Below are 25,212 nucleotides of genomic sequence, written 5' to 3'. Positions count from 1 at the left end.
TCAAAGAAAAGGAAGCGGATTGGCGACTTCCCGAGGGCGTGCTTTTCGTCGTCGGGGTGGTACCGTGCGCGAGCGCAAACTTCTGGAAAAGACGCAAATGCAGGATCTTCTCGTCGTCTACATCGCCTACGCAATTGCTGCAGGCAGTCCCGGACCAAGCAACATGGCCATTATGAATGTGGCAATGCGGCAAGGGCGTCGACCGGCGCTCGCCCTTGCCGCCGGGGTTATAACGATGTCGACATCCTGGGGGCTGGTTGCGGTCACCGGCATCTCGACACTGCTGGTACGCTATGCCCATGCCCTGCTGTTTCTCAAGATTGCAGGCGGATTGTATCTTCTCTGGCTCGCCTGGAGGGCGGCACGCTCGGCAGCAGCCCCGGATATGCCGGCAAGCGAGGTCGTCCGGCCTGCCGCGCAACTTGGCGTGCTCTATCGTCGCGGCGTTCTGATGCATCTCGGCAACCCGAAGGCGGTTCTGGCCTGGGTGGCGATCATGTCGCTCGGCCTCAAGCTGGGCGCTTCGCCGGAGATGGCCGTCACGGCATTCGGCGGCTGCGTGCTCTTGGGCATCTCGATATTTGCCGGCTATGCCGTGCTCTTCTCGACGGCACCGATGGTGCGCGGCTACGCCCGTGCGCGGCGGTGGATCGAGGGCAGTCTCGCCGTCTTCTTCGCCGGTGCCGGATCGCGCCTGCTGTTCTCACATTGACCGGATTTTCAGGATCGCATCATGTCTGTCACTTCTCCGTTTCATGGTCTTTCGGCCTTTCCGCCCACGCCCGCCAATAGGGAGGGCCGGGTCGACACCGAAGCCCTCGGGCGCCTGCTGGAACGCCTGTGTGATGCAGGCGTCGCTTCGATAGGCCTTCTCGGCAGCACCGGGATCTACGCCTTTCTCACGCGCGAGGAACGACGGCGAGCCGTCGAGGCTGCGGTCGAGTGCGTTCGTGGTCGTATTCCCCTCGTCGTCGGCGTCGGCGCTCTGAGGACAGACCATGCCCGGAGCCTGGCGAGGGATGCCGAGGCCGCCGGTGCAGATGCTCTTCTGCTTGCGCCGGTGTCCTACACGCCGCTGACCCAGGACGAAGCCTACGAGCATTTCCTGGCGGTCACCGAGGCGGCGAATCTGCCGCTTTGTATCTACAACAATCCCGGCACGACCCACTTCACCTTCGGCCGGGATCTTCTGCAGCGCCTGTCCGATATCGAGACGATCAGGGCCGTGAAGATGCCTCTGCCTGCTGACGGCGATTTCGCAGGCGAGTTGGCGGCATTGCGAGAGAAGACCAGGCTTGCGATCGGCTACAGCGGCGACTGGGGCGCGGCCGAAGCGCTGCTTTCAGGTGCCGACGCCTGGTACAGCGTCATCGGTGGCTTGCTTCCGCGCGTCGCCCTTGCCCTGACCAAGGCTGCGATTGCGGGCAAGGGCGGGGAGGCGCACCGGCTCGATGGTCTCCTCGAACCGCTCTGGAAAACGTTCAAGGCGTTCGGAAGCCTTCGCGTGGTCTATACGCTGGTCGACCTTCTCTCACTCGCGGGGGCAGAGCTCCCACGCCCTCTCTTGCCGCTCGGGCCGATGGACCGGCAGCGTGTGCTCGACGCCGTCGAGCCTCTGATCGCCCTGGAGAGCGAGCTGAAGCGTCAATCCTTGTTGTAAAGGCTGCTCAGCGGTTTTTTCAGGATGCTTTCGCGCAGCGACGTGCCGGGTTCCCGGCGGGAGACCGTGGGCTGGTCCGCCGGTGGTGCCGGTCGGGGAAAAACCGGCTCGTCGCGGCGCATCTCGCGGCGAAGCGCGTCCAGCCGGGGATCGATTGCGGGTGACGTGGCCGGGTCCAGCCGCGGCGTCTGCGGTAGCAATTCCCGCCGGTAGGTTTCGAGCGGCGCGGAGGCGGGCGGCTCGGCGAAAGAGCCGAGCGGCGTGTATGGCTTCGCGTCGAGATCCTCGTCGGCTGCGTCGGTCTCGTCGAAACCTGCCACGGACGCGGCATAGTTCTGCTGGAAATTTGAAATGTCGGGTCCGACGGTCACCGCCCGCATGCGGGTGACGATCTTGCGCAGATCGACCGTATCCGGATCTTCCTCGCTTTGCTTGCTGTTGGCGCTGCTCGCCTTCGGCAGCAGGTTCTCCTCGACGCGGGAAAAGCGCATGCGCATCGGCACGCTGATCGCCTCACCGAAGGCGATCGCTTCGCCATTGCCGATCGAGGAGATGAAGCTTGTCGTCGAGATCGACGAATTCGGGATGGCCGAGCGGATGATTTCCTGGTCGCGGTCGTTGGCGAGGCGCATGGCAAAGAGCGTCGAACACTGCGACAGGATCGTCTGGTCGAGCTCGCCCGGGCGCTGGGTGATGATGCCGAGCGAGACGCCGTATTTGCGGCCTTCCTTGGCGATGCGGGCGATCGCCTGGCGCGTCGGAACGAAGCCGAGGCTCGGATCGGAGGGGATATAGCGGTGAGCTTCCTCGCAGACGACGAGCATGTGGATGGCGCCCTCGCTCCACAGCGCTACCTCGAAGGCCATGCGGCAAAGCACCGAAGCGACCGAATTGACGACCTCGGAAGGAATGCCGGCAAGCTGGAAGGCACAGATCGGCCGGTTCTCGCCGGGGATGCGGAAGATCTGCGCGATGGTGTCGGTGATCGTGTCGGTGATCGTGTTGTTGGAGAACATGAAATGATAACGCGGATCATTGATTGCGGCGATGATGCGCATCTTCAACGAACGCAGGAAGGGTTTTTCCGAACGGCCTTCCAGGCGACCGATGCGCTCGTCGATCAGCGCCAGCAGATCGGCCATGCGGTAGGGAACCGGCGTGTCGGCGGTGATCGAACTCTTTTCGGTCGTGCGGCGCACCAGTGAATTGTCGCTACCACGGAAGGCGCGCTTGGCTTCCGGCAGGATATCGCGCAGCATGTCGAGCTCTTCGGGCACCGGCGGGCGGCCGCGAAAGACGACTTCGGCGAACTCCTCAAGCCGCATCAGCCAGAAGGGCAGATCAAGCGTATCGGTATCGATGGTGACGGCGTGCTGAGGAAAGGCGGCGGCGAATTCGTTATGCGGATCGAGGATCAGTACACGCAGCTTCGGGTCCGCCGCGATCGCCTTGTGCAGGAGCAGCGACACGGCCGTCGACTTGCCGACGCCGGTCGAGCCGACGACGGCGAAATGCTTGGAGAGCATCGAGGGGATATGGATCGCCGCATCGATGCTATCGTCCTGCGTCAGCTTGCCGATGACGGCGGTCGTACCCTCGCCGGCATCGTAGATGCGCATCAGGTCGGCGGATCGGATGCGGTGGGCGATGGCGCCGAGATAGGGATAACGCGAGATGCCGGTCGAGAATTCCTCGCGCCCGTCCTCGTCGACACGGACTTCGCCGAGCAGTTCGGTCTCGATCTTGAAAATATTGTCCTCGCCTTCGCCCCAGGCGTGGCTGCCGGTGTTCATCTGATAGACGAGCGCGACGACGCGATTGCGGCCGACGCTGATCGAAATCAGCCGGCCCACGGACCAGAGTTCGGTAAGATCGGTGCCGCCCTGTTCGGCGACGGCGGCAATCGTCGCCCGCGAACCGCTGCATGCAACGACGCGGCCGAGAAAGCGATTTCCCGGCGCATGGCCATCGCGGCGATCATGCTCGCCTGCCTTGCCAGACGTGCGCAAGTCGTTGTTGAGCAAAGGGCTACTCCATGCAGTAGCGTAGAAGAATAAAGTCGATCCTTTAACAAATCCTTCATCCTATCGATTTTCGGGGATGCAGGCGTGGGGCAGTTTTTTATTGCGGCATGCGTTGACGCTGCGAAATTTTCTGTCTATCACTTCCGACCATGAAAATCGCAACGGCTCTTATCGTGGTGGGAAAGCGCATGGGCAGGATGGTGTAACCATCCGGCGATAGCCACCCATGCGCTAGATGACAGGCTCCTCAGGGGCCTTTTTTTATGCCCGAAATTCGGGCTTCCGGCCACAAACGCAATCCCAGCATCAAACGGAACAGACAGATGAGCACGGACAATCAGGCGGCAGGCAATCGGATGACGGGAGCGGAGATCGTTCTCAAGGCGCTGAAGGACAATGGCGTCGAACATATTTTCGGCTATCCCGGCGGCGCGGTCCTGCCGATCTATGACGAGATCTTCCAGCAGGAAGATGTCAAGCACATCCTCGTCCGCCACGAGCAGGGGGCAGGCCATGCGGCCGAAGGTTACGCCCGCTCCACCGGCAAGGTCGGCGTCATGCTGGTCACCTCGGGTCCGGGCGCTACCAATGCCGTCACGCCGCTGCAGGACGCGCTGATGGATTCGATCCCGCTCGTCTGCCTGACCGGCCAGGTTCCGACCCCACTGATCGGCTCCGACGCCTTCCAGGAATGCGATACGGTCGGCATCACCCGGCCCTGCACCAAGCACAACTGGCTGGTCAAGGATGTCAACCAGCTTGCCGCCGTCATTCACGAGGCCTTCCGCATCGCCCAGTCCGGCCGTCCAGGCCCCGTCGTCGTCGATATTCCGAAAGACGTGCAGTTTGCGACCGGCACCTATACGCCGCCCGCCGATTACGCGATTCAGAAGAGCTACCAGCCGAAGATCCAGGGCGACCTCAACCAGATCCATGCCGCGATCGAACTGATGGCGAATGCGCGCCGTCCGATCATCTATTCCGGCGGCGGCGTCATCAATTCCGGCCCCGAGGCTTCCAAGCTGCTGCGCGAGCTGGTCGAGCTCACCGATTTCCCGATCACCTCGACGCTGATGGGCCTCGGCGCCTATCCTGCTTCGGGCAAGAACTGGCTGAAGATGCTCGGCATGCACGGCTCCTACGAAGCCAACATGGCGATGCACGACTGCGACGTCATGGTCTGCATCGGCGCCCGTTTCGACGACCGCATCACCGGCCGTCTCAATGCCTTTTCGCCGAACTCGAAGAAGATCCATATCGATATCGATCCATCCTCGATCAACAAGAACGTCCGAGTCGATATCGGCATCCGCGGCGATGTCGGCCATGTCCTCGAAGACATGGTCCGCCTGTGGCGGGCGCTGCCGAAGAAGCCGGAGAAGGGTCGCCTCGACGACTGGTGGACCGATATCGCCCGCTGGCGGGCACGCAACTCCTTCGCCTATACGAAGAGCAATGACGTCATCATGCCCCAATATGCGCTGGAGCGGCTCTTTGCCCACACCAAGGACCGGGATACCTACATCACCACCGAGGTCGGCCAGCACCAGATGTGGGCGGCGCAGTTCTTCGGTTTCGAGCAGCCGAACCGCTGGATGACCTCGGGCGGCCTCGGTACGATGGGCTACGGCCTGCCGGCCGCGCTCGGCGTGCAGATCGCCCATCCCGACAGCCTCGTCATCGACATTGCCGGCGACGCCTCGATCCAGATGTGTATCCAGGAAATGTCGGCGGCGATCCAGCACGACGCGCCGATCAAGATCTTCATCATGAACAACCAATATATGGGCATGGTGCGTCAGTGGCAGCAGCTGTTGCACGGCAATCGCCTGTCGAATTCCTATACGGAGGCGATGCCCGATTTCGTCAAGCTGGCGGAGGCCTATGGTGCCGTCGGCCTGCGCTGCGAAAAGCCGGATGCGCTTGATGACACCATTCTGGAGATGATCGAGGTCAGAAAGCCTGTCATCTTCGATTGCCGTGTCGCCAATCTCGCCAATTGCTTCCCGATGATCCCCTCGGGCAAGGCCCATAACGAAATGCTGCTGCCGGACGAAGCCACCGACGAAGCGGTCGCCAATGCGATCGACGCCAAGGGCCGCGCGCTCGTCTGACATTTTTAATTTGCGCATGACCCTTTCCGAAAATCGCTTTCGATTTTCAGGGTTATGCGGCAGGGAAGAGGAAACTCAAGACCATGAACGCACACCTACAGCCCACGGGCTCCGCTTACTTCATCTCGCCGGAAACGGCGGCGGTCGAAAGCCACACGCTTTCGGTTCTCGTCGACAACGAACCGGGTGTTCTTGCCCGGGTCATCGGACTGTTTTCCGGCCGCGGCTACAATATCGAGAGCCTGACGGTCTCCGAGACCGAGCATCAGGCGCATCTTTCCCGCATCACCGTCGTCACACGCGGCACGCCGCAGGTGCTGGAGCAGATCAAGGCGCAGCTCGAGCGCATCGTGCCGGTGCATCGCGTCGTCGACCTGACTGTGCGCGCCCGCGAACTCGGCCAGGACCGGCCGATCGAGCGCGAAGTGGCACTGATCAAGGTGATCGGCGAGGGCGAGATGCGCGCCGAGACCCTGCGCCTTGCCGATGCCTTCCATGCCAAGGTGGTGGATGCGACGGTCGGTCACTTCATTCTGGAGCTCACCGGCAAATCGTCGAAGATCGATCAGTTCGTGGCGATCATGAAGCCGCTCGGCCTCATCGAGGTGTGCCGTACCGGCATTGCGGCGATGAACCGCGGCGTGCAGGGGATGTAAATAATACAGCCCGGACATGTAAGGATCACAGCCCGGGCATCTAAGCCCGATGCTGCAATGATTGCGAAAGCCGCTGGAGATCAAAGCATCTCCAGCGGTTTTTTCTTTGTGGGCGGCGGAAAGGCGGCGTCGATGGCATCCCAGTCGTCGTCGGTGATTTCGAGCGAGACGCAGTCGCGGTTTTCCGCCGCGCGTTCGGCATTCGAGGTCTTCGGCATGACGATGACGCCGTCGCGTTCCAGCAGGAAGGCGAGTGCCAGCTGAGCGGGTGTCGCCTGATAGGCCTTGGCGATGCGGATCAACTCGGGATGGTGCAGGATATTTCCCTGTTCGATCGGCGAATAGGCCATGATGGGCATGCCTCGGTTCTGGCACCAGGGCAGCAGATCGAATTCGATGCCGCGGCGGGAAAGGTTATAGAGCACCTGGTTGGCGGCGACATTGGCGCCGTCGGGCACTCCGAGCAGTTCCTCCATGTCGTCGGTGTCGAAGTTGGAGACGCCCCAGGCGCCGATCTTGCCGGATGCCTTCAGCATTTCGAAGGCGGCGACGGTCTCTGTGAGCGGATGGTCTCCGCGCCAGTGCAGCAGATAGAGATCGATGCGATCGGTACCCAGCCGTTCGAGACTGCGCTCGCAGGCCTCAATCGTGCCTTTCAGGCTGGCATTCCAGGGATAGACCTTGCTGACGATGAAGACCTCATCGCGCCGGCCCCTGATCGCCTGGCCGACGATCTCTTCGGCGCCACCGTCGCCGTACATTTCGGCGGTGTCGATCAGCGTCATGCCGAGATCGATGCCGGCCCTGAGGCTTTCGATCTCGGCCTTGGCGTGACCGGCATCCTCACCCATCGCCCAGGTGCCCTGGCCGAGCGCCGGCACCTCAGTGCCATCAGGGAATGTGATCGATGGAATCGGGTCGTCCTGCATGGTTTCTGTCCCTTCGACAGGAGATTGGGCCGGGTCGCCATCTTTCAAGTAATCCTGTCACCATGACAATGATGTAATGGCACCGGCGCTTTAGGACAGTTATGCTGACCTAAATAAACAGGCCGCAGAAAAGCTGGCTTCGGGAGGTCGCATGCCGCTGGATACATTTCTCGCCCTCGTTCTCTTCGCCTTCACGACCTCGATCACGCCGGGACCGAACAATATGATGCTCTTCGCATCGGGCGTGAATTTTGGCTTCCGCAGGACGATCCCGCATATGTTCGGCATCGGTGTCGGTTTCTTCTCGCTGCTCATCGGCGTCGGCCTTGGGCTCGGCGCGCTGTTGCACACGGTGCCTATTGTCTATACGGTACTGAAATTTGCGGGCGGCGCCTATCTCATTTGGATTGCTTGGAAGATTGCCTCGTCGCGCTCGCTGAGCGAAGGCAGAAGCGGCGTCGAGCCGATGTCCTTCTCGGCGGCGGCGGCCTTCCAGTGGGTCAATCCGAAAGCCTGGGTGATGGCGGTCACCGCGATGGCGACCTACACCAATCCGCAACTCTACCTAGTGAGCGTGCTGATCGTTGGTCTCGCTTTTGCGGCAGTCAATGTGCCCAGCGTTTCGACCTGGGCCGGCTTCGGCTCGGCGCTGAGGGAATGGCTTTCCGATCCGGTGCGGCTGAAATGGTTCAATATCAGCATGGCGGTGCTGTTGGTGCTAAGCCTCTGGCCAATGCTAAAATAGAGTGATTGCGGGCTTCATGAGCATCAGCCAGAGAATGCCGATGACAGCGAAGAAGGCCGGAAAACCGCAGGCGAACCAGATGCGGTAGAGGCTGAAATAGCCTGGCGGCAGGGCTTTTCCCGCCGCTGCTGCGGCGCGGGCGAGGTCGCGCAGCCGGATCTGGATCCAGACGACCGGCAGCCAGAACAGGCCGGTCACAACATAAAGCAGCAGCGACAGCGCAATCCATCCCTCCGACAGTTCCCAACCGATCGACCGGGCCAGCAGATAGCCGGTCACCGGCTGGAGAATGGCTGCGGTGGCGGTGAAGAGGGTGTCGGCGATGACAACCGTGCTGGCGACATGGGCGATCAGACGGGGATCGCGGGTTCGGTGCGCCATCACCATGAAGAAGGCGATGCCGGCGCCGGTGCCGAAGAGCACGGTCGCGCCGATGACATGGGCAAGCAGCAGCCATTCCTCAATCATCAGCGTTCATCCAGCGTGGCAAGTGCGGTGAGCGTCAGCAGGATCGATGGCAGCACCTTGACGAGGGGACCGAGAGGATCGAGCCAGAGCGGGGGTTCGAGCAGGCTGGCACCGGCAAGATAGGCGAACGACACGGCCAGCATGCCGAGAAGGGCACGTTTTGCCAGCGGGCGAAGGAGGACGGCGGCGCCGAGAGCTATGTCGGTCAGGCAGGTTGCAAGCGTCAGCGCCGTTGCTGCGGCCTCAGGCATGAACGGCAGGAAGTGAGCGGACGTCTGCTCCAGCGCCAGCAGCGGGATCAAACCTGAGAGCAGCCAGAAAACGGATAGGCCCGATATGGCTAGCGGCTTCAGGAGATAGAGCCTGGCAAACCAGAGATCCTGTACGCCGGACGGATTGGCCGAGAGCGCTGCGGCCGCGGATGTCGCAGCAAGGCCGCTCCGTGTTTTTGAGCTCCGCACGCCTTCGGACATGACAGTCATCGCCGTCGAGCGCAGCGGCGAACGCCAGCCGAGCAGTCCTGATAGATCGGCCAGCCACGTCACCGGGCCGGCAAGCCAGCGGGGGAGAGCGAACATGCGGGCGGGCGGCAGGCCGAGCCACTGCCGATGCAGGCGGACGAGATCGGCGAGCGTCAGAACTTCGTCGGCGGCCAGATCTATATCGCCGGAGATGCCGTCGGAGAACGCCCGCGACACGGCTTCCGCCACATCGTCCACCGAGAGTGTTTCGACCGGACTTTCGGCATGGACCAAGGGCAGCACACAGGGGAAGGCGGCAAGCGCCCGCAGCAGCGCCGAACCGCCATGGGCATTGCGGCCGAGAACGAGGGCAGGGCGCAGGATGAGGTAACGCAGGCCGCTTGCCGCCAGCGCCTCGTCGGCCCGCCGCTTGGTGGCGAGGAAGGGAAGAGCACCCGCCGCTCCCGCTGTCCTTGCCGATATCTGTACGATCAGCGGGCGCGACGAGCGTTTTGCGGCGGAATAGAGTGCCAGCATCGCCTCTTCCTGGGTGGCCGACAGATCATCAGACAGGCCGTCCTGCAGGGCGCCGGCGCAATTGACGACGACATGCTGATCCTTGAGGATCTCGTCCCAATCCGCCGGTTTCGTCATGCGCGAGAGATCTGCACACCGCCAGTCGATCGCCGGCTGTTTCAGGCGCGCACGCGCGGGATTGCGACCGATGCCGGTGACGGCGTGGCCGTCGGCAACGAGCCGGGCCGCGACGACGGAGCCTATGAAGCCGGTTGCGCCGAGAATCAGAATGTTCATGGCAGGAGATTAGCGGAAAAGCGCATGAGACATAGAAGGGCTTGGCGGGCCTGTGGCGTATGATAGAAATAGCGGGCAGATTCGGGAGGGCTTCGCCTTGCACGACCATGACGACAAACATGCTCACGGAGATGAGCACGCCCACGGGCATGATCACGACAACCATTATTCCGATATGCAGGCGCGCGTGAAGGCGCTGGAAACGTTGCTGACGGAGAAGGGGCTGATCGATCCAGCGGCGATCGATGCCATCGTCGAGACCTACGAGACGAAGGTAGGGCCGAGGAACGGCGCGCATGTCGTCGCCAGGGCCTGGAGCGATGCCGATTTCGCCGACTGGCTGAGGCGCGATGCGACGGCGGCCATCGCCAGCCTCGGTTATACCGGCCGGCAGGGCGAGCATATGCGGGCCGTCTTCAACACGGCCGAGACCCATAATCTGGTCGTCTGCACGCTCTGCTCCTGTTATCCTTGGTCGGTGCTCGGCCTGCCGCCGGTCTGGTACAAGGCGCCGGCCTATCGTTCGCGCGCCGTCATCGATCCGCGCGGCGTGCTGGCCGAATTCGGCGTGACGCTGCCGGAGAACAAGAAGGTCCGCGTCTGGGATTCGACAGCGGAGCTGCGTTATCTCGTCATTCCCGAACGGCCGGAAGGTACGGACGGAATGGACGAGCAGACGCTCGCCGGCCTCGTCAGCCGCGATGCGATGATCGGTACGGCGGTTGCCCGCAATCCGGAGAGCGCCTCATGAACGGGCCGCACGATCTCGGAGGGCAGATGGGCTTCGGACCTGTCGCGCCCGAAAAGGACGAGCCTTATTTCCATGCAGAATGGGAAAAGCGGGCGCTCGGCATCACGCTTTCCTGCGGCGCTTTCGGCGCATGGAACATCGATGAAAGCCGGCATGCGCGCGAGAATATTCCGCCGGCCGATTACCTCGCCGCCAGCTACTACGAGATCTGGATCCGCGGCATCGACAAGCTGCTTGAACGGCATGGTTTTGCGACGCGCGCGGAATTGCTGTCCGGCCATGCACAGCAGCCAGGAGCCGTTCCGAAGCGGGTGCTGAAGGCGGACATGGTGTCCGGCGTTCTGGCGAAAGGCGGCCCTTGCGATCGTCCTGTTAAGACCGCGCCGCTCTTTGCGGTCGGCGAGACGGTGAGGACGAAGAATTTCAATCCGCTGACGCATACGCGCCTGCCGCGTTATGCCCGAGCCAAAACAGGCGTGGTCGAGGCAGTGCAGGGTGCCTTCGTCTTTCCCGATGACAATGCGCATGGCGAGGGCGAAAATCCGCAATGGCTCTATACGGTCGTTTTCGACGGCGCGGAGATCTGGGGCGAGGATGCCGATCCGACGCTGACCGTGTCGATTGATGCCTGGGAGAGTTATCTTGAACCGGCATGAGATATCGCCGCTGACGCAGTCGCCCGGACTGCCGCGGTCGCCGGAAGGCGAGCCGGTCTTTCCCAAGCCATGGGCGGCCGAAGCCTTCGCCATGACCGTGCACCTTAACGCCAAAGGCCTGTTCAGCTGGAGCGAATGGGCCGCGACGCTGTCGGCGCAGCTGCACAAGCCAGGCCGGGCCGAAGATGGCAGCGACTATTTTGACTGCTGGGTGGCCGCACTCTCGGACCTCATCGTCAACTGCGGCGTCGCCGATGCGGATACGATCCTGGCGCTGCAACAGAGTTGGCAGCGGGCGGCGGAAGCGACGCCGCACGGACGGCCGATCGAGCTTAGCAACGACCCCTCGCGCTGATCCTTAAGACGGGAATTGCCGGTAGCACTCCTCGGCCACCTCCCGCAGTGTTTCGCGGGAGATTTCGCCGGTCACGGCATAACCGAGTTCGCCGTCGATCCAGTAAAAGGTTTCGAGATTGCCCGATGAGGCGAAGCGGAAGCTCGTCGTGCGGTTTTCCGTGTTGCGACCGACCATGACGGTCAGGCGCTCGCCGGCCTGGTTTTCATACATGAACATGGCGCCCGGCCTGCCGTCGACCGGCAGCAGCCGGCCGCCGACCAGCTTGAAGCCGAGCGGCTGCAGGTTCGGGATCTTGAGGTCCTGGATTGCCAGGCGCTTGCCAAGCCAGGTGGCGAGGTGGACCTCTTCGTTTGCGAAGACCTCGACGGGATGGCGAACCTCGGCGGCATAGACCGTGAACGCGGTCTGGGCCTGTTTCGGCAGGGTCTCGGAGCCGGCAAGCTGCAGCTCCGGCTTTTCCAGAAGTGCCGGGCCATAACGGCCGCTGACTGCTCCCAGCGTGAAGACGACGAGCGCTGCGGCGGCGATCGCCCAGCGTTTCGGGCTGGTTTGTACTGCGGACGGGGGTGAAACAAGCAGCGGATCGGTGTCCTTCGCTCGCTCATAACCTGCAAATAGCGAGCGGATTCCTGTATTTTGTGCCTGCCATTCGGCGACCATTGCCGCCTCGTCGGGATTGTCGGCTAGGAAAGCCTCGATGCGGGGGCGCGCCGTTTCCGGCAACTGGCCGTCGGCATAAGCGTGAAGGTCGGCTTCGGCGACGCTCGGATTGGTCTCGTTCATTTCGGTCTCCGAAGCGTAATGATGTTGTCGGCCTTCAATCGTTCGGCGACGCGCCGGCGGGCGCGCGACAGGCGCGACATGACGGTGCCGATCGGGATATCGAGCGCGGCGGCGACCTCGCCATAGGTGTATCCCTCGATGACCACGAGCATCAGCACGGCGCGGTGTTCCTCCGAAAGGCTGTTCAGCGCATCGTCCAGCCGGGCACGTTCCAGCGGATCGGCCGGCGGTTCGGGCGCGGCCAGATTGTCTGCGGCATCGAGCTCGACAAGGCCGTCGCGCGTCTTGCCGCGCCGGCCGTTGCGGTAGAGATTGGTCATGATGGTCAGGACCCAGCCGCGCAGGTTGAGGCCGCGCCATTGGCCGCGGCGCGTGAGAACCTTCTCGACACAATCCTGGAGCAGATCCTCGCCATCGGCATCCGAGCGCGTCAGGCTGCGCGAATAGCGTCTGAGTGAGGGCAGGAGGGCCAGGATCTGGCCCTCGAAGGTTTCGGGTGCGGGTGTTTTCACGCCGGCAACTCGCTTGTGATCGGGATCTTGGCGATCAAGGCTTGGCGAGATCCCAGTTGCCGCCGACGCCATCGCCGGTGATGTCGCCGGCCTTCTTGTCCTTGACCCAGTAGTAGAGCGGCATGCCGTCCTTGGCCCATTGCTTCGTGCCATCTTTGCGATCGACGATCGAATATGCACCATCAGCCTTGGCATCACCAGCGGCCATCAGCGGCGGCCAGTTTTTGGCGCAATCGTCGTTGCAGTTGGAAACGCCTTTGGCGTCCTTCTTGAAGGTGTAGAGCGTCATGCCGTTTTCGCCGGCAAGAACCTTGCCCTTGGCGGATTCGACTTCTTTGACGGGAGCAGCGGCGAAAGCAGCGGTCGCGGCAAGGGCGGCGGCCGCCACGACGGACAGGAATTTCACGGATTTCATGGTGTCTCTCCTCAGATTGGGCACGCAGTCTTGCGATACCTGACATGAGACACGAGGCGAGGCGGTTTTATTCCATGGGTGGGAAAAGTTTTTAAGACGAGTGAGGCGGATGGAAGCCCGCCGCACCTGATGCCATGCCGCAGATCAATGTGGCCGGTGTTGCCGCTATTCTCCGGTGGTGGACACTGCCGCCATGTCGACCCAGACCGCCTCGAACATATGGCCATCGGGATCCTCGAAGGCGCGGTTGTAGAGCCAGCCCATGTCGGTTGGGGCGCGCGGATCGGCCTTGCCGCCGGCGGTTGCTGCCGCTTCGACGATGGCGTCCACCGTTTCGCGGCTGTCCTGTGCCAGGGCTAACAGGACCTCGCTGGTCTTCTGCGCTTCGGCAACCGGCTTCGGCGTGAAGGTCGCGAAAAAATCGCGCGTCAGCAAGTGGAAGATGATGGCGTCGGACCACACCATGTTCGACGCCTGATGGTCGCTGAACTGTTCGTTCTTCGTGCATCCGATCGCTTCGTAGAAGCGGGTCGCAGCAGCAATGTCTTTCACCGGCAGGTTCACAAAGATCATCTTGGGCATTGCAGTTTCCTCCTCTTCGGTTGTTTTCCAGGGGACAGTCTCGCCTCACAAGAACTCTTGCACGATCGTGTCACTGGCATGAATGCAGACGATTTCGAGCCGTCCCATGCCGACATTCTCGAAACGATGCGGAACGTTGGCGGCCACGACGACGATATCGCCCGGAAAGGCGCGGGTCGTGGTCTCACCCACGGTGAATTCGGCCTCGCCCTTCCTGACCGCCCAGGTCTCTGAATAGGGGTGGACATGCAGGCCCGGCCCCTGACCCGGTTCATTGTCAACAATGAAGAGCGAGATCTCGCCGCCGTAGTCGCGGCCCTCGAAGCGGACCGTCCGGCTCTGATCGGGTTGTGGCTCCTGGTGGCGAACTATCCTGAACATCACGTGCCTCCCGCTCGTGCCGTTTGCGAATGCAAAGTATCTTCGTGAGAAGATATATTCTTAAAAGTATCTTCCTGTCAAGATATCTTCCTTGACTCGAATGGAAGGTGTATGTCTCGGCTGTGGTGGCATATGAGGCAGAGAATGATGAATGGGACTGAAGGGGACCGCGACCGCCCCAGGGACGGTGACCGCCCCGGGGAGGACCACGTCGACCGGCTGCGACGGCAATGGGCGCTGGAACTGCCCGACCTCGACACGGAGCCGATGGCGATCCTGGGGCGGGCCTTTCGATTATCCAACCTGGTGCGTCCCAGCATCGAGGCGACCTTCGCCGATTTTGGCCTCGACCGCGGCGAATTCGACGTGATCGCAACGCTTCGCCGTTCCGGGCCGCCTTACCTGATGACCCCGACGGAGATGTATTCGGCGCTGATGATCTCCTCGGGGGGCCTGACCCACAGGCTTGACCGGCTGGAGAAAGCGGGACTGATCCGCCGCGAGAAATCACCACGCGATGGGCGCAGTGTGCTGGTGGCCTTGAGCGAGGCGGGTGCGGCACTCGCCGAAAAGGCCTTCCGCACGGACATGGCGAGCGAATCCTCGTTTTTGCAGGCTCTTGATGGAAAGGAGCGCGAGGCGCTTGCGGCGCTGCTGCGCAAGCTGATCGCCGGAATCGAAAATGAGCAGGCGCGGGGAGAGGACGAGCAGGCGGGCTGAGGGAGATCGGAGCCCGCATCGCCGTTCAGGCAACAACACGCTGCTTTTGCAGCTCATTTACATCGTGTCGGTTTTCGGATATGATATATCCTTAATTCCATTGGCAGAGCCAGCCATCACACGAGTTGCTGAATGATCCTGAAAAGCCAGGTCGAGTGGGCGCTTCACTGCTGCGCCATTCTCGCGGGCCTGCCAGAGGGCAGGTATCTTTCCACCAAGGCGCTCGCGGAGCTTCATGGTCTGCCGAAGGAATATCTCTCCAAAGCACTGCAGAGCCTTTCGCAGGCATCGCTGGTCGAGACCACGCTCGGTCCGAGTGGCGGCTACAGGCTTGCCAAGACCCCCTCGGATATCAACTTTCTCGAGATCGTCGAGGCGGTCGAGGGGAAGGCCCGCAGCTTCACCTGTACGAACATTCGGGCGAACAATCCCTGCCGGCCGGAAGGATATTGCGACAGCAAGCCATGCGCGGTTGCGCGCATCATGTGGGAGGCCGACGAGGCTTGGCGGGATACGCTGAGGCGCGTCCGGCTTTCCGATCTGGTCGGCACCTTGTCCGAGGAGGTGCCGGCCGACATTTGGCGGAGCACGTTCGAATGGGTGCTCAAGCGCTCCGGCTGAGCAGGATGCCGGTCTCTATGCCTTGAAAATAGTCCTGATCGTCTTCAGGATCGCATGGGCGCTGCGGGCATGTTCCGGGGGCAAGGAGGCGCCATTGCGGAAACGCTCGGCGCGGCTGGCGAGGTGGTCGGCGATTTCTTCGGCCAGCGCCGGGCGTTCGCTTAGCAGCGGCGCGAAGGCCTCCTGGTCGATCTCATAGGCGGTCACGGGGGTCAGAGCCTCCAGAGTGCAGACTTCCTGCATACCGGCGAGCAGTCCGGTCTCTCCAAAAAAGTCGCCCGGCGCGAGCCGTCCGCGTTCCTCGCCTGCGTTCCGCGCCGCGATGATGCCGGCGCGCACCATCATCAGTGAGGGGAGCATTTCGTCCTCCTGCACGATCACATCGCCCTTGCGGAACTCCCGGACAGTCGTGGTTTCGGCGAGCCTGCGCTTTTCATCTGATGTCAGCGTCGTAAAGACCGGAATGGCCTCGATCAGGGCGAGCGGCGTTACGCTCGGCGGCTTTGCGCTTTCTTCCGTCGGCAGATCGGCGGTCAGCACCGTCGCCGAGGGCGGAATGGCCAGCAGCAGGCCGGCGGATTTGCAATGGCGATAGACGAGATCGAGCACCTCGTTCCGCGCCGGCACCCGCTGGCTCGGGCTTGTCACCCGAAACTGCAGCTCGACCTCAAGCGCCGTGGCATCCAGCCCCTTCAGTGCCACGACCGGCGGCGGCTCGCGCACGATCGAATTGCAGCTCGCAAGAGCCGTTGCCATGACGTGGCGGACCGATGCCGGCATGCGCGTCGGGGCGATGCGGATGGTGAGGATCAGGAGATGGCTCTCGTCCGGCCGGCTGACATTCGTCAGACCGAGCTTTGCCAGAAAACTGTTCGGCAGAACGACGACATTGTTGCCGCTGGTCAGGATGTGTGTCGCACGCCAGTTGCTTTCGACGACGCGTCCCTCGGTGCCGTCGCTGAGAAGGATCCAGTCGCCGATGATGTATGGCCGGCCGAGTGTCAGAGCGATGCCGGAGAAGACATCAGCGAGCGTGTTCTGCAGCGCCAGGCCGAGAATGATGGCGACCACGCCCGAGGTCGCGACGAGGGTTCCGATCGGCACGCCGAAGACGAAGGCCAGAACCGACAGGGCCATGCCGATATAGACGACGCCGATGACCAGATCCTGGAGCAGGCGGGCCTCTCGCGGACTGCCCTCCAGCACCAGATAGAGCCTGATAAAACCGATGACGGCCCATGCCAGATGGATCCACCAGAGGGTTTTTGCGACGATGACGAGCAGGGCCCGCGGGTCCTCGGACTCATATCCTTGAAACCGGTGGGGTTCGATGCCGCTGCCGACGAGGATCAGCGTCATCACTGCAAAGAAGAGGATCTGCACCACCAGCCGCGTCGTCGGCCGATGACGGGAGAGCAGATGCCAGACGACGATACCGGCGAACCCGACTGTTATCAGGGATATCAGAGGTTTGCCGAAGAGGGCGTCGTCAATCATCTCTCTGTCTCCGGGTGCTGGCCGCACATGATTCAGCATCTCGGCCGCCCGCGCAAGCATCAGGCCCGTGCGGGCGGTATCGCATCGTGCTTTCCGAAAATCGGTTCCGATTTTCGGAAAGCACGATGCGAGGGTTGAAAGTGTTACAGCGTCCTTTGCGCGTCTGAAAGACGCGCGGCGCTGTAATGCGGATCGTCACTTCTTGAGCGGATAGGTCAGCTCTTTCTGGTTGGTCTCGACGACGAAGACGGCGAGCAGGCGGGCGGGCTTGGTCTCGCTGCCGTTGGCGCTGACGCCATGACGGTCGCCCGGCATTTCGGAGAAGCTCTCTCCGGCATGATAGACCTTGACCGGGCCGTCATTGACCTGGCTGCGGATCGCTCCTTCGAGCACGGTGGCATAGATGAAGGCGGTGTCGGGATGGGTGTGGCCTTCGGAGAAGCCGCCCGGGCCGTATTCGACCAGCACACCTTTGATGCTCTTACCCGGCACGTTCGGAAGCTCGTGCTCATAGACGAGTGTCACCTTCGCAGACTCGCTGCTGTCATGGGCGCTGACGCCGGTGGCAGCCGGAAAGGCGAGGGCGGCGGCGAGGAAAAATGTTCTGATCATCGGAATCTCCATGGTTGCTGGGTCGGGGGAAGACGCGCCCGAGCGGTCGCGTCTCGAGGGCACGTCAGTCATGTCGGCTGGATGGACTTTGCGAACCACTGCTCGAAGGTAATCGAGCCGAGCCGCGGGTTGTTGTCGGAAACGAGCGACTGATCATTCAGTCTTGCGCCGAAATATCTCGCCTCGACATCAGCCTCGGTGGTGCGCGGGTCTTTCATGGCCTTCAGATAGCGGGCGACGAGCTCGCTGAGGCGCGCCCGTTCCGGACCCGCGATCTCGAGCGTCGCGTTGGCGGGAGCAGAGAGGGCCACGTCCGCCATGGCGTCCGCCACGTCGTCGGAAGCAATCGGCTGCACATAGGCCGGCGACAGGTGGACCGTCTGGCCGACCGTTCCCGATCGGGCGATGCCACCGAGGAATTCCATGAACTGCGTCGAATGGACGATGGTGTAGGGAATGCCCGATGCCTTGATCAGTTTTTCCTGGGCAAGCTTGCCGCGGAAATAGCCGCTTTCCTGCAGACGCTCGGTGCCGACGACGGAGAGGGCGATCTGGTGCTTGACGCCGGCGAGTTTTTCGGCGGCGAGAAGATTGCGGCCCGAGGTCTCGAAAAATTCGAGCACGGCCTTATCCTCGAAGGACGGCGAATTGGCGAGGTCGAGCACGACTTCGGTGCCCGAGAGCGCCTCCGCCAGTCCTTCTCCCGTGATCGTGTTGACGCCGGAGTTCGGCGAGGCGGCAATCACGTCATGGCCGCGTTTGCGCAGGCGTTCGACAGTCTTCGAACCGATAAGGCCGGTTCCGCCGATGACAACGATTTTCATAATGGATCTCCGTTCGCTGCCGTGGTACGGCAGCGTCAAAGGTGAATCTTCTCAATGAATTGCGCGGTTTAGTTCAGGCCAGCCTTATCGAGGCCGTAGGCCTTGTCGGCCGTGCCGGGCACGGTCTTGAAGCCGACATTGACGCGGTTCCAGGCGTTGATCGCCATGACGACGAAAGTCAGATCCGAGATCTCCTTCTCGGAAAGCTGGCCGCGCACCCGTTCGTAAATCTCGTCGGGAATGCCGCCCTCGGGAAGCTTCGTCAGTGCTTCGGTCCAGGCAAGGGCTGCACGCTCGCGGGGGATGAACAGGTTCGATTCCCGCCAGATGGCGACGTGGTAGAGCCGCAGTTCCGTCTCGCCGAGGATCTTGGCCTGCTTCACATGCATATCCAGGCAAAAGCCGCATCCATTGATCTGCGAAGCGCGGACCTCGACGAGGGCCTGCAGCTTCTCGTCGATCACGCTGCTCTTCAGCGCCATGCTGAATTCCATGAATTTCTTGAAAAGCTCGGGGGACTGTTGGGCGTAGTTCAGTCGCTGGGTCATGTGTCTCTCCTTTAATTAAGGACATTAAATATCCTTATGGATAGAAGATATCCTTAATTGCTGGACTGTAAAGCCATTCTCGCTTAGTCTGGCTGCATAAAGCCTATGCGCAAAAGTATGAGGGACAGGGGATGGATATCGTTTCGGCATTGCGGACCTTTCAGCGCGTTGTGGAGACGGGTTCGTTTTCGGCGGCGGCGCACGATCTCGACGTGACGCAGCCGGCGGTCTCGCGACAGGTTGCAGCCCTCGAGGGCCATTTCAACACCCGCCTCCTGCATCGCACGACGAGCGGCCTGTCGCTGACGGCAGAGGGGGAGCGGATGCTGCCGATGGCGCTGCGGATTCTCGAAGCGGTTGAGGAGCTCGGCGATGCGGCCGGATCTGACGGAACCACGGCCTCGGGAAAGGTCAGGCTCAGCGTTCCAGCACCACTCGGCCTCTATCTCAGCGAGCGGCTCGGCGATCTTCTCGCCGCCCATCCGAAGCTCTCGGTCGAACTCATCTTCAGGGAGCAGGGCTCGGATATGATCGAGGAGCGCCTGGATCTCGAAGTGCGCTTGGGCCAGGTCGCCGACAGCAGCCTCGTCTGCCGGCGGATCGGCTGGACGACCGCCTTCCTCGTTGCATCTCCCGCCTATCTCGCACGCAGGGCGGCTCCCCGCGCACCGAAGGAGATCAAGGACCATGAATGCCTGTGCTACAACAGGGCAGGCGAGGCCAATACCTGGTCCTTCTCGAACGGTTCGGAAGACATATCGGTCCGGATCTCGCCGCGGCTGACCGCCTGCAATGCCGTCGCCATTCACCGGGCAGCCCTTGCCGGCGCGGGTCTTGCGGTGCTTTCGCACATCATCGCGATGCCCGATATCGCCGCCGGCCGGCTGGTCCCCGTGATGAAGGATTTCCAGCCGAGCCGGCTGCCGGTTACCGTCGTCTATCCCTCGCGGCGCAACATGCCGCTGCGCGTCAAGACGGTTCTGGATTTTCTCACCGGAGCTATGGGGCAGGACCCGTCGATGTGCGCCAGCGGCGCGGACCGGCAGTGGAACTGATGATCGTCCGGCCGGGCGATTTGCCGTTTTCCGCCTTGCCTAAATCCCGCGAATCCTGCCAAGTCCTGCGATCATGCAATTTGCGCCGCAACAAGATGAAGCCCTGAAGGCTGTTTCGAAATGGCTGAAGGAAGGGCGCTCGCCGCTCTTTCGCCTGTTCGGCTACGCCGGAACGGGAAAGACGACGCTTGCCAAGCATTTTGCCGAAAATGTCGACGGCGACGTGCTGTTTGCCGCATTCACCGGCAAGGCGGCGCAGGTGCTGCGCTCGCGCGGCGCCTCCAACGCCCGGACGATCCATTCGCTGATCTATCGGCCGCGCGGCGAGGAGGCCGTGGAAGACGAGGAAACAGGCAAGACCTCGATCGCGCCGATGTTTTCGATCAACCGGCAAAGCCCGGTCGCCAAGGCGGCGCTGATCATCGTCGACGAATGCTCGATGGTGGACGAGGCGCTCGGCAAGGATCTGATGAGCTTCGGCACGCCGATCCTGGTGCTCGGCGATCCCGGCCAGCTGCCGCCGGTCACAGGCGGCGGCTACTTCACCAATCAGGATCCGGACTACCTGCTCACCGATATCCACCGGCAGGCGCGCGACAATCCGATCATCAAGCTCGCCATGCAGGTGCGCGAAGGCAATGAGGTGATGTACGGCGATTACGGCACGGCCAAGGTGATCTCGAAGAACGAGGTGACGCAGCAGCTGGTGCTCGATGCCGATCAGGTGCTCGTCGGCACCAATCGCACGCGGCGGCGCTACAATCAGCGCCTGCGTGAGTTGAAAGGCTTCAATGCCGATTATCCGCAGACCGGCGACAAGCTCGTCTGCCTGCGGAACGATCCGGCCAAGGGCCTGCTCAACGGTTCGCTCTGGCAGGTGATGACCTCGTCCAAGGAAACGACGAAGCCCGGCATCAATCTGCTCGTCCGCCCTGAGGATGACGACATGGACCGGGGAGCGGCCAAGATCAAACTGCTGAAGCAGGCCTTTGAGGATGTCGAGGGCGAGATTCCCTGGAACACCCGCAAACGCTACGACGAGTTCGACTTCGGCTACGCGCTGACCGTTCACAAGGCGCAGGGTTCGCAATGGAACGATGTCGTGCTCTTCGACGAGAGCTGGGCGTTTCGCGATACCCGGGAACGCTGGCTCTATACAGCAATCACGCGCGCGGCAGAGACGCTGACGATCGTCCGCTGATCTCGATCACACTCGTGATCCCGGTCGCACCTGCGACCAGGTCTCATTCGCCATCTGGAGTGGTGAGGAAGAAACGGTGGCGGCCGTATCTTGGGCGGATGGTACTAAGCCTGCACGATGCCGAGCAGAACTGCCTTGGCGATGGCCTGGAAGCGGTTGTTGGCGCGGAATTTCAGGATGATTCCGGCCTCCAGGTCACGGGTTTCGTCATGCTTCAGGTCGAGCGCCCGGGCGATGCGCTGGGTGGAATAACCCTCGGCCATCAGTTCCAGGCAACGCCGCTCCTGTGCGGTCAGGCTTGCACTGTCCTGGTTGTCGTTTAACGGCGGCTCCTCGATGCTGCCGTCGTAGTCCAGGAGGTCGCCGACCTGCTGGAGCTGGCGGTGCAGCGTCGACATCTCTGCCGTCAGTTCGCGCTTGCGCACCTGCAGGGCCTCGCGGAACATTGCCTCGGCCGTCTCCTGCGAATCAGCGTTGCGGAGTTCGCCCATCAGTTCCTGGATGACGGCGATCGGCATACCTGTATCGCGGCAGACCGTGATCACGGCCATGCGCATCACATCGTCCTGGCCGTAGACCCGCATCAGGCCGATGCGGTTGGCTGAAATCAACCTTTCTCTTCATAGAAATGCAGTGTCCTGTGTGTGACGCCGAATGCGTTTGCCATGTCGGCAATAGGCACCGGACCATCAGGTAGATCCGGCGGCAGCGCGGCTGAAGGCAGGAACCGATATCTCGATCGGGCCTCCGAAGCGATACCGGCGGTGGCAAACAGGCGTTTGGAACCGTCTGGCATGAACCCTCCTGGGGCATGTTGTTGCACCTCATGCGGCTTTGCCAGTTGCTTCCCATGCGCGGCGAGTGGGGTTTCCTCTAGGCGTTCTTCTCATTGGGAAAGAAGCAGTACGCGGCGTACTCTACGCAATACGATCTCCACGTTATGCGTGAACGATCTTTTTTATAAGTGCTAAAAATAATCTCTTTTAAATGGGATAGCAACTTTACCGGCATATTTTGCCGGGTCCTTGGGTGTGTTGCACAAAAACCTGTGCTGCACTGCGGGATCTCGCGGTTCTCTTCAAAGGTGACGGGATTTACTATCTGCGGTACGCGTGCGGCAAATGCTCAGCGTAATTTCGGTGCCCATCAGCGATTGGCATCGCATCCATTTGTGAATCTCGTTGGCCATCGCGGAGCACTTGGCTTAAAAGCAGGCCTCCCATTTCCGTGACCGATGGATCTCGCCATGCCCGCCAAGCTCTCCGTGAACCTCAACGCCGTCGCGATGCTGCGCAACCGGCGCGACCTGCCCTGGCCGAGCGTCGAAGCGCTCGGGCGTATCGCGCTGAAATCCGGTGCGAGCGGGCTGACGGTGCATCCGCGCCCCGACCAGCGGCACATCCGCTTTTCCGACCTGCCTGTGATCCGCAACCTGATCGACGACGAATTCCCCAAGACCGAGTTCAATATCGAGGGTTATCCCACAGAGGAATTCTTCGAACTCTGCGCCGGCGCGGCACCCGAGCAGGTGACGCTGGTGCCTGACGATCCCGCCCAGGCGACCTCCGATCACGGCTGGGATTTCCGCAAGCACCAGGCGTTCCTGACCGATGCCGTCGCGCGGCTGAAGACGATGGGATGCCGGGTGTCGCTGTTTGCCGATGGTGACGGGGACGCACAGGCGGTTGAGATCGCCAAGGCGGTCGGCGCCGATCGGATCGAACTCTATACCGGCCCCTATGGCGGTTGCTTCGACGCACCGGAGCGGGCAGGCCCGATCCTTGAAGCGCTTGGACGGACGGCGGATGCGGCCCTTGAAATCGGCCTCGCCGTCAATGCCGGCCACGATCTGACGGTCGAAAACCTGCCGGCGCTGGTCAGGCGCATTCCCCAGCTTGCCGAGGTCTCGATCGGTCATGGGTTGACCGCCGATGCGCTGGAATACGGCATGGCGGAAACGGTGCGGCGCTTCTGCCGGGCTTGCGGGCAGGTGGTTTGAGGAAGGTCGTTTTCTTCAACGCTTTGACTGGAAGCGGGTTATTACGTTTTGGGCCCTGAGTCAGACAGTGCGTCTTGAAGGAAGAGTCTCCCGCGCCCAAGGACTTGGGCGCGCTGGATTCCTATGACAGGCACAGGAATGAGGATGGGAGAGGTAGCGCTTCCCATCAACCGTTGTCTCAATGTCGACGGGAAATTTTGGCGAAGGCGTTTAATTCACCCTCCCTCATTCCTGTGCCTGTCACAGGAATCCAGCCACGGCGCGGCTGCGCCGTGAGCGACTCATCTGACCTGATGAGGGATCCAGAATCGGAGTTCGCTCATCCCTGCGACTAGCGCAGGGACACAGCGAAAGGCTTCAATGCGCAGCATTGCCTGAAGTCGTCAGCGCCGCCTTGTGCTCCACGAAGAAATCCTTCAGCGGCTGCGGCTGTTTGCCGGTCAGCTTGGTGAAGTCTTCGGTGACGATGTCGAACTTGCCGGCGCGGGTGTTGGCGTCGGCAGAGACCAGCATGTCGGCGACAAAACCGGGGAGGCCGGCGCCGAGCATACCCTGACCGAGCTGCTCATCATTGACGTCGACGACCGCGAGCGGCTTGCCGGCGACGTCGGAGACGATGGCGGCGATCTGCCGGTTGTTCAGCGATTGCGCGCCGGTCAGCGTATAGGTGGCGCTCTCGGATGTGCCGGAGGCAAGGGCTGCGGCGATCGCCAACGCGCAGTCGTCACGCGAGATGGTGGAGATCTTGCCGTCGCCGGTGGCGCTGTACCATTTGCCGCCCTGCAGATTGTGCGGCATCCCGTGCAGATAGTTGTCGTGGTACCAGGCATCGCGGATGATCGTATGGGCGATGCCGCTTGACTTGATGGCGTTTTCGCTGCCGAGATGATCGGGCGCGAAGGTGACGAGCGAATTGTCCGGCGCCGGCATCGAGGTGTAGGCGATGTGCTTGACGCCTGCTTTGACTGCCGCCGCGACAGCACCCTGGTGCTGGGCAAGGCGCTTGCCGGGGGTGTCGAGCGCATCGGTGCTGATGATCAGCAACCGGTCGATGCCGGCGAAAGCCTCCTCCAGACCGGCCGCGTCATCGAAATCGGCCTTGCGGGTGACCACACCCTTCTTTTCGAGTTCGGAGAGCTTTTCGGGGCTGCGCGTTGCCGCGACAATGCTGCCGGGGGCGATCTTGTAGGTCTCGATGAGGTGATGGATGACACGCTGTCCGAGCTGCCCAGCAGCGCCGGTGACCAGGATGGTTTCGCTCATACGTCGTTTCCTTCTGTGTTGTGCTGGTGGTCTCAAAAAGAGAGTAACACTAGAATAGGAATTGACTTGACGGTGTAAAGGAGGCAGTTTTTCGGCTGTACGTTACCAAAAGGGAACCAGCAGATGAGCGGTGCAGTCCTCAGTTTGAAGAACAGGATGCCGGGGACGCGGCGCGAGATCGATCTTGCCGGCCTCGATTTCGGCAACTGCCCGGTCAGGGACATGATGCAGCAGATCGGCGGCAAATGGTCGACGCTGCTCCTCGATGTGCTGGCGGATCGGCCCTATCGGTTCGGCGAGCTGCGGCGGATGATCCCTGATATTTCGCAGCGCATGCTGACGCAGACGCTGCGCGACCTGCAGAGGGACGGTTACATCCACCGCGAGGTGTTCCCGACCAAGCCGCCGAGTGTGGAATATTCGATGACCGAACTCGGCCGCTCGCTTTACCAGACGCTGGCGCAACTGTTGAACTGGGCGGAAGCAAACCATGATGCCGTTCGCGCCGCCCGTTCTCAGTTCGATTCTCACAACAGCTAGGGCCGCTGATAAATCAGGAAGAGC

Annotated in this window: 28 protein-coding genes and 1 pseudogene; 14 read left to right on the top strand and 15 right to left on the bottom strand. The window is 62.0% G+C overall.

The features are described 5' to 3' along the window. Positions 1-97 precede the first annotated feature (97 nt). Together AC245Y_RS14560 and AC245Y_RS14555 are read left to right on the top strand one after the other, a co-directional pair. Positions 98-712 (top strand): LysE family translocator, encoded by a 615-nt coding sequence (locus tag AC245Y_RS14560; RefSeq protein ID WP_017994684.1) that lies wholly within the window; start codon positions 98-100, stop codon positions 710-712. A 21-nt stretch (positions 713-733) separates the two neighbouring features. Continuing rightward, on the top strand, positions 734-1,660 hold the full coding sequence (locus AC245Y_RS14555; protein ID WP_012758228.1) for a dihydrodipicolinate synthase family protein: 927 nt from the start codon (positions 734-736) through the stop codon (positions 1,658-1,660). Here AC245Y_RS14555 and AC245Y_RS14550 read toward each other — a convergent pair. Beyond that, complete coding sequence (locus tag AC245Y_RS14550; protein WP_017994683.1) at positions 1,645-3,684, bottom strand: ATP-binding protein; 2,040 nt, start codon at positions 3,682-3,684, stop codon at positions 1,645-1,647. The two genes, AC245Y_RS14555 and AC245Y_RS14550, sit on opposite strands and share 16 nt — an antisense overlap. Before the next feature lie 323 nt (positions 3,685-4,007). On the opposite strand from AC245Y_RS14550, the gene AC245Y_RS14545 reads away from it, so the two are divergent. Beyond that, positions 4,008-5,798: an acetolactate synthase 3 large subunit gene (locus tag AC245Y_RS14545; protein WP_012758226.1), complete on the top strand. Its 1,791-nt coding sequence runs from the start codon at positions 4,008-4,010 to the stop codon at positions 5,796-5,798. Positions 5,799-5,881: 83 nt separating this feature from the next. Then, a complete protein-coding gene (gene ilvN / locus AC245Y_RS14540; RefSeq protein ID WP_017994682.1) occupies positions 5,882-6,454 on the top strand; it encodes an acetolactate synthase small subunit in 573 nt (190 codons plus the stop codon). A gap of 80 nt (positions 6,455-6,534) precedes the next feature. Here the strand turns inward: ilvN and AC245Y_RS14535 are convergent, their stop codons facing one another. Next, the gene (locus AC245Y_RS14535; protein WP_017994681.1) at positions 6,535-7,383 is read right to left on the bottom strand and encodes an aldo/keto reductase; all 849 of its coding nucleotides are present in this window, start codon (positions 7,381-7,383) and stop codon (positions 6,535-6,537) included. Between the two features lie 151 nt (positions 7,384-7,534). On the opposite strand from AC245Y_RS14535, the gene AC245Y_RS14530 reads away from it, so the two are divergent. Then, the gene (locus AC245Y_RS14530; protein WP_012758224.1) at positions 7,535-8,128 is read left to right on the top strand and encodes a LysE family translocator; all 594 of its coding nucleotides are present in this window, start codon (positions 7,535-7,537) and stop codon (positions 8,126-8,128) included. Here AC245Y_RS14530 and AC245Y_RS14525 read toward each other — a convergent pair. Both AC245Y_RS14525 and AC245Y_RS14520 read right to left on the bottom strand, forming a co-directional pair. Beyond that, positions 8,120-8,596 carry a DUF2269 family protein gene (locus AC245Y_RS14525; RefSeq protein WP_017994680.1) on the bottom strand — a complete coding sequence of 159 codons (477 nt, stop codon included), beginning with the start codon at positions 8,594-8,596 and terminating at the stop codon, positions 8,120-8,122. The genes AC245Y_RS14530 and AC245Y_RS14525 overlap by 9 nt on opposite strands. Beyond that, the gene (locus tag AC245Y_RS14520; RefSeq protein WP_017994679.1) at positions 8,596-9,870 is read right to left on the bottom strand and encodes an SDR family oxidoreductase; all 1,275 of its coding nucleotides are present in this window, start codon (positions 9,868-9,870) and stop codon (positions 8,596-8,598) included. The genes AC245Y_RS14525 and AC245Y_RS14520 overlap by 1 nt, the downstream gene beginning before the upstream one ends. A 97-nt stretch (positions 9,871-9,967) precedes the next feature. Here AC245Y_RS14520 and nthA point away from each other — a divergent pair, with 97 nt between their 5' ends. Genes nthA through AC245Y_RS14505 form a run of 3 tightly spaced genes read left to right on the top strand, consistent with a single transcriptional unit; the run spans position 9,968 to position 11,632 of the window. Continuing rightward, positions 9,968-10,621 (top strand): nitrile hydratase subunit alpha, encoded by a 654-nt coding sequence (nthA, locus tag AC245Y_RS14515; protein WP_017994678.1) that lies wholly within the window; start codon positions 9,968-9,970, stop codon positions 10,619-10,621. After that, a complete protein-coding gene (gene nthB, locus AC245Y_RS14510; protein WP_017994677.1) occupies positions 10,618-11,277 on the top strand; it encodes a nitrile hydratase subunit beta in 660 nt (219 codons plus the stop codon). The genes nthA and nthB overlap by 4 nt, the downstream gene beginning before the upstream one ends. After that, positions 11,264-11,632: a nitrile hydratase accessory protein gene (locus AC245Y_RS14505; RefSeq protein WP_017994676.1), complete on the top strand. Its 369-nt coding sequence runs from the start codon at positions 11,264-11,266 to the stop codon at positions 11,630-11,632. The genes nthB and AC245Y_RS14505 overlap by 14 nt, the downstream gene beginning before the upstream one ends. Positions 11,633-11,635: 3 nt before the next feature. On the opposite strand, the gene AC245Y_RS14500 is transcribed toward AC245Y_RS14505, so the two are convergent. The 5 genes from AC245Y_RS14500 to AC245Y_RS14480 form a co-directional block, all read right to left on the bottom strand. Next, positions 11,636-12,418: an anti-sigma factor family protein gene (locus AC245Y_RS14500; protein WP_017994675.1), complete on the bottom strand. Its 783-nt coding sequence runs from the start codon at positions 12,416-12,418 to the stop codon at positions 11,636-11,638. Further along, positions 12,415-12,930, bottom strand: coding sequence for an RNA polymerase sigma factor (locus AC245Y_RS14495; RefSeq protein WP_012758217.1), 516 nt, complete (start codon positions 12,928-12,930; stop codon positions 12,415-12,417). Before AC245Y_RS14495 ends, AC245Y_RS14500 begins: the two co-directional genes overlap by 4 nt. Positions 12,931-12,964: 34 nt before the next feature. Beyond that, complete coding sequence (locus AC245Y_RS14490; RefSeq protein ID WP_017994673.1) at positions 12,965-13,345, bottom strand: COG4315 family predicted lipoprotein; 381 nt, start codon at positions 13,343-13,345, stop codon at positions 12,965-12,967. Positions 13,346-13,510: 165 nt separating this feature from the next. Next, the gene (locus tag AC245Y_RS14485; protein WP_003560880.1) at positions 13,511-13,927 is read right to left on the bottom strand and encodes a VOC family protein; all 417 of its coding nucleotides are present in this window, start codon (positions 13,925-13,927) and stop codon (positions 13,511-13,513) included. 45 nt (positions 13,928-13,972) lie between these two features. After that, complete coding sequence (locus AC245Y_RS14480; RefSeq protein ID WP_029767744.1) at positions 13,973-14,308, bottom strand: cupin domain-containing protein; 336 nt, start codon at positions 14,306-14,308, stop codon at positions 13,973-13,975. 144 nt (positions 14,309-14,452) lie between these two features. Between AC245Y_RS14480 and AC245Y_RS14475 the strand changes: the two genes are divergently transcribed. Then, positions 14,453-15,028, top strand: coding sequence for a MarR family winged helix-turn-helix transcriptional regulator (locus AC245Y_RS14475; RefSeq protein WP_032996432.1), 576 nt, complete (start codon positions 14,453-14,455; stop codon positions 15,026-15,028). Between the two features lie 132 nt (positions 15,029-15,160). Continuing rightward, positions 15,161-15,649 carry an RrF2 family transcriptional regulator gene (locus tag AC245Y_RS14470; protein ID WP_017994670.1) on the top strand — a complete coding sequence of 163 codons (489 nt, stop codon included), beginning with the start codon at positions 15,161-15,163 and terminating at the stop codon, positions 15,647-15,649. A 15-nt stretch (positions 15,650-15,664) separates the two neighbouring features. Here AC245Y_RS14470 and AC245Y_RS14465 read toward each other — a convergent pair whose 3' ends face one another. The 4 genes from AC245Y_RS14465 to AC245Y_RS14450 all read right to left on the bottom strand — a co-directional run bounded on the left by AC245Y_RS14465 (position 15,665) and on the right by AC245Y_RS14450 (position 19,130). Continuing rightward, positions 15,665-17,146, bottom strand: coding sequence for a cyclic nucleotide-binding domain-containing protein (locus tag AC245Y_RS14465; protein ID WP_026157422.1), 1,482 nt, complete (start codon positions 17,144-17,146; stop codon positions 15,665-15,667). Positions 17,147-17,341: 195 nt separating this feature from the next. Next, positions 17,342-17,758: a cupin domain-containing protein gene (locus AC245Y_RS14460; protein ID WP_017994668.1), complete on the bottom strand. Its 417-nt coding sequence runs from the start codon at positions 17,756-17,758 to the stop codon at positions 17,342-17,344. 68 nt (positions 17,759-17,826) lie between these two features. Further along, entirely contained in the window at positions 17,827-18,582 is a 756-nt protein-coding gene (locus AC245Y_RS14455; RefSeq protein ID WP_017994667.1) for an SDR family oxidoreductase, read from the bottom strand. A gap of 68 nt (positions 18,583-18,650) precedes the next feature. Continuing rightward, the gene (locus AC245Y_RS14450) at positions 18,651-19,130 is read right to left on the bottom strand and encodes a carboxymuconolactone decarboxylase family protein (protein ID WP_012758208.1); all 480 of its coding nucleotides are present in this window, start codon (positions 19,128-19,130) and stop codon (positions 18,651-18,653) included. A gap of 131 nt (positions 19,131-19,261) precedes the next feature. On the opposite strand from AC245Y_RS14450, the gene AC245Y_RS14445 reads away from it, so the two are divergent. Next, positions 19,262-20,185, top strand: coding sequence for a LysR family transcriptional regulator (locus AC245Y_RS14445; protein WP_012758207.1), 924 nt, complete (start codon positions 19,262-19,264; stop codon positions 20,183-20,185). Positions 20,186-20,258: 73 nt separating this feature from the next. Beyond that, positions 20,259-21,386, top strand: a complete 1,128-nt coding sequence (locus AC245Y_RS14440) for an ATP-dependent DNA helicase (RefSeq protein WP_003560862.1) — start codon at positions 20,259-20,261, stop codon at positions 21,384-21,386. A gap of 104 nt (positions 21,387-21,490) precedes the next feature. Here AC245Y_RS14440 and AC245Y_RS14435 read toward each other — a convergent pair. Continuing rightward, positions 21,491-22,182, bottom strand: a pseudogene (locus tag AC245Y_RS14435) (MerR family transcriptional regulator). A 450-nt stretch (positions 22,183-22,632) separates the two neighbouring features. Between AC245Y_RS14435 and AC245Y_RS14430 the strand changes: the two are divergent. Continuing rightward, entirely contained in the window at positions 22,633-23,385 is a 753-nt protein-coding gene (locus AC245Y_RS14430) for a pyridoxine 5'-phosphate synthase (RefSeq protein ID WP_012758205.1), read from the top strand. 357 nt (positions 23,386-23,742) lie between these two features. Here the strand turns inward: AC245Y_RS14430 and AC245Y_RS14425 are convergent, their stop codons facing one another. Continuing rightward, positions 23,743-24,648, bottom strand: coding sequence for an SDR family oxidoreductase (locus AC245Y_RS14425; RefSeq protein ID WP_017994665.1), 906 nt, complete (start codon positions 24,646-24,648; stop codon positions 23,743-23,745). Positions 24,649-24,771: 123 nt separating this feature from the next. Here AC245Y_RS14425 and AC245Y_RS14420 point away from each other — a divergent pair, with 123 nt between their 5' ends. Further along, positions 24,772-25,188, top strand: a complete 417-nt coding sequence (locus AC245Y_RS14420; protein ID WP_012758203.1) for a winged helix-turn-helix transcriptional regulator — start codon at positions 24,772-24,774, stop codon at positions 25,186-25,188. The last annotated feature ends 24 nt before the right edge of the window (positions 25,189-25,212 follow it).

The organism is Rhizobium sp. SRDI943, from assembly GCF_057653695.1.
The sequence above is the reverse complement of the archived record's forward strand: the minus strand, read 5'-3'. Positions and strand labels throughout refer to the sequence as shown.